The sequence below is a fragment of the Streptomyces nanshensis genome (assembly GCF_001751255.1).
GTDB classification, from domain to species: Bacteria; Actinomycetota; Actinomycetes; order Streptomycetales; family Streptomycetaceae; genus Streptomyces; species Streptomyces nanshensis_A.
In genome coordinates this window covers 1-3,817 of the sequence record NZ_LJGW01000631.1, presented here as the reverse complement: position 1 = coordinate 3,817, position 3,817 = coordinate 1, and the positions used below count along the sequence as shown (strand labels likewise).

General features: G+C 73.0%; 2 protein-coding genes and 1 pseudogene. 1 reads left to right on the top strand and 2 read right to left on the bottom strand.

Translation table 11 applies throughout. The features are described 5' to 3' along the window. Positions 1-1,100: polysialyltransferase family glycosyltransferase (locus AN218_RS30525; protein ID WP_070020279.1), on the bottom strand; the 1,100-nt coding region annotated here is incomplete at its 3' end. Between the two features lie 131 nt (positions 1,101-1,231). Then, positions 1,232-2,182: pseudogene (locus AN218_RS30520) on the bottom strand (glycosyltransferase family 2 protein); the annotation flags it as partial. Between the two features lie 255 nt (positions 2,183-2,437). Between AN218_RS30520 and AN218_RS30515 the strand changes: the two are divergent. Further along, on the top strand, positions 2,438-3,805 hold the full coding sequence (locus AN218_RS30515) for a DUF6716 putative glycosyltransferase (protein WP_070020280.1): 1,368 nt from the start codon (positions 2,438-2,440) through the stop codon (positions 3,803-3,805). The last annotated feature ends 12 nt before the right edge of the window (positions 3,806-3,817 follow it).

Below are 3,817 nucleotides of genomic sequence, written 5' to 3'. Positions count from 1 at the left end.
GCCCCCTCGGCCGCGCCCGCCCCCTCGGTCGCGTCCGCGTCCGTCCCGGCGGGCGCCTCGCCCGCCTCCGGCAGCAGCGCGTCGACCAGCGTGACCGGCACCCGGTTGCTGTTCTGGTACGGCGCGATCCGCTCCAGCAGCAGTTCCGTTCCCGTACGCGCCACGGGCAGCCCGTAGAACGACGACGCCGTCAGCAGCGCCGTCGAGAAGCAGCCGACGACCAGTTCCGGACGCAGCCGCTCGTACAGCACCTCCGCGAGCACCGGGGTGTTCAACACCAGGAGTTCCACGCCGAGTTCGCCGGCCTCCTTCTCCAGCGCACGGGAGAAGCGCGCGGGCGCCACCGGATGCGGCTTGAACACCACGCGGCGGTGGCCGAGCCGGGCCGCGCCGCGCAGCATCCGTACGTGCAGGCGCTCCTCCTCCGCGGCGGTGAGGATCTCCAGCGCCGACATGTACTGCCCCAGCAGCAGCGCGCCCCCCTGCCGGGCGGCGGCCACGGCCGGCGGCACGTCCTGCGACAGCTCCGTCAGTACGGAGGTGAAGGACCCGGTGGGCACGACCTCGGCCCGTACGCCGAACTCCGTGAGCAGCAGCGGCTCCAGGCCCGGCAGCAGATCCAGATGCAGCAGCCGCTCCACACGGGAGCCGACCAGCGGATCGAGCTTGTTGCGGGTGGGGCCGTAGCTCATCAGCCCGTCCGCGTAGACCTCCAGGGGCGCGTTCGGGAAGCACCGTGCGACGGCCAGCGCGGGTTCGACCTGGATGGACTCGACGAACAGCTCCACCTCGTCGTCCCCGAGGCTCCACAGCAGCCGCAGATAGCGCTCCCACATCGGCACGTCGTCCGTACGCGGCGACCAACCGCCGGGATGGAACGGGGAGATGGCCTCGTTCCACGACAGCACCCGGTCGAAGCGGGGACGCAGCCGCTCGAAGCCGGGCATGGTGTCCAGCGCGGGCGTCGTCTCCGGGTTCGCGGCGTTGTTGCTCACGAGCAGCAGCCGCCGGTCGGCGTCGGGGACGATTCCCGCGTCGAGGGCGGCGGCCAGCGTCGCGGCGCCGTAGAGGGTGGAGGCGAAGAAGATCTGCGTACGCATGCGGTCGGTCCGTCCTGGAAGGTGTGTGTCGCTCACGCGGCCTGCTCCTGGGCCCTCTTCGCCTCCTGAGTCTCCTGTGCCTCCTGTGCTTCCTGCGCCTCCCGCGGTCCCTGCTCCTTGCGGAGGAGGGCGGGACGGCGGCGCAGCCTGCGCAGCCGGGAGGCGCGTTCGAGGTCCATCGAGTCCAGCGCTCCGGCGAGCACATCGTCGGGAAGCCGGCGCAGGGCCGCGGCGCTGCGGGCGCGCAGCTCGCGCGCGACCCGGCGCTCGAACCGTCCGCTCGTCAGATGGTGGGAGATGATCGCGCAGTACGTGCGGACGGCCTTCGGCAGCAGCACCTCCGCGTCCCGGTCGCGTGCGGTCTCCTCGACGACCTGGTCGAAGGCGCGGATGAAGTCGAGCTGGCGCACGTCGCCGATCTGCGTGAGCGAGGAGGCCACGCCGCGGCGGTAGTAGACGCCCATCAGCCCGACCACGGCGAAGGACTTCGCCTCGCGGTGCAGCCGCCAGATCCACGGGCGGTCCTCGGCGGTGCGCAGCCCGTGCGTGAAGTGCAGCAGCCCCTCGTCCAGCAGCCGGCGGTGGTAGACGCCGGCCCAGGCGTAGGCGTAGTCGACGGACGTGGTGCGGTCGGCGGGCAGGATCGCCGCGCGCGGATCGGTCACCACGCCCCGGCGGCCGTGCGGGACGCGGGCGAGAGTGCGGGCGCGCGCGGTGCAGCTCACGTGGTCGGTACGGACGAAGTCGCAGCCCAGCTCCTCGATGGCGGCCAGCAGCCGGGGGTAGTAGCCGGGGGCGAGCCAGTCGTCGCCGTCGAGGAAGGTCAGATGGCGGCCGCGCGAGGCGTCCAGTCCGGTGTTGCGTGCCGTCGCCAGGCCGCCGTTGCGTTCATGGCGTACGAGAACGGCCCCGGGCAGATCCCTTTCCGCTTCCGCGAGGATCTCCGGGGTGTCATCCGTCGAACAGTCGTCGACGAGAATGAATTCGATGTCCTCGCGCGCATTCGCACGTAGGCTTCTGATGGCTTCGGGGGCGTAGGACTGCACGTTGTAGAACGGCACGATGACGGAGAGATTGACCACCCGGCAGACCCTAGAGGCGCCCCTCGCCGCCTTTGTGGCCTGCGCGGCAATCGCCGGTGAACGGCGCGTGGCGGGATGGTGAATCCGTTGCGGGGCGGGCTGGTTGGCCGGTCGGCGGCGCGCTGTTAACCCGCTGTTGTATTTCCGTTGGGCCGGGCTGCGGAATTGCTTTCTAGCGTCGGAGACGTGCCATCACACATCCCTTCCGTTTCCGGTGAGCATTCCGCGCGGCCGGATTCCGTGCTGCGTACCGCCGTGCTCGCGGATTCCGACACCCGCTGGAAGTGGGGAGCGCTCACCGCCCGCCGCATCGCGCCCGGCGCCCGCATCGACGGGCTGCTGCTGCGCGGACGTGCCACGCCCACGCCCCGGCAGCTCGCCGAGGTCGGCGTCGAGGTGGACTCGCTGCGGGAGACGACCGGCGCGGCCTTCGTGCGGCAGGCCGCGGACCGGAGCGCGTACGACGTCGTCGTGCTCGCCTGCGTGGGCGGCGCGGTGCAGGCGATGCTGCACGGCATGGCGCACGCGGCGCGGACCGCGGGCGGGGAAGCCACGGAAGGCGCAGAAGGCGCAGACGTCATGGAAGGCGCCGCGGGGGAGCCCGGCGCGGTCGCCCGTCCCGTCACCCTCACCGGCTATGTCGGCGTCGTCTACGAGAAGCTCGCCGACGGGCTGCTGCTGCGCCACGGCGCCGACGTCGTCCTGGCCAACTCCCGCTACGACGCGGAGCGTTTCCGCGCCGTCTACGAGGGCGCGGGCGCCGACGCCTCCTGTGTCACCGAGGGCGCGCTGCCCTTCCTCGGCGGCGCACCCTACGAAGGTCCGGACGCCGAGCGCCCGTTCACCGTCGTCTTCGCCGCGCAGCCGTCCGTGCCCGCCGGGCGCGAGGACCGCGCGTATCTGCTGCGCCGCGCCGCGGACCACGCCCGCGCACACCCCGGACGCGAGGTCCTCGTCAAGCTCCGCAGCCGTCCCGGCGAGCACACCACGCACATCGAGGAGCAGCCCTACCAGCGGCTCGCGGACCGGCTGCCCGGCGGTCTGCCGCCCAACTGCCGCCTGGTGTACGGGCACATGGGCGACGTCCTGGACCGTACCGATCTGCTCGTCACCGTCAGCTCGACCGCCGCGCTGGAGTCCCTGCACCGCGGCATCCCCACCGCCGTCCTGACCGACCTGGGCGTACGCGAGGCCCTGGGCAACCACCACTTCCTGGGCTCGGGCTGCCTCGCCTCGTGGGACGAACTCGACGCCGGGCGCCTGCCGTCCGCCGACGCCGCCTGGACGGCCCGGCAGGGGGTGCTTCCCGGCGGACCGTACGAGCGTGCCTTCGACGGGGCCCGCGAACGGGTCGCACGGCTCGCGGTGCACGACCGGCTGCCCGCGATCGCGCCGTACTACACGCCCACAACCGCCCCCCGCTATCTGCCGGGTGTCCTCTCCCGCTACGGCTTCGCCGCCGACGGCGCCGTGCTGCCGGGCGCCGCGAAGGCCGCTGCCGCCGGTGCCTCCTCGGGGGTGCGGGCCGCCGTACGGGGGGCTGTACGGGACGCGGCTCGGGGGGCGTACCGGCACGGCGTCCAGCGCGTGGCGCCCGTGATCCGCCGCATGGGGGAGCTGTGACGGGCCGGGGCG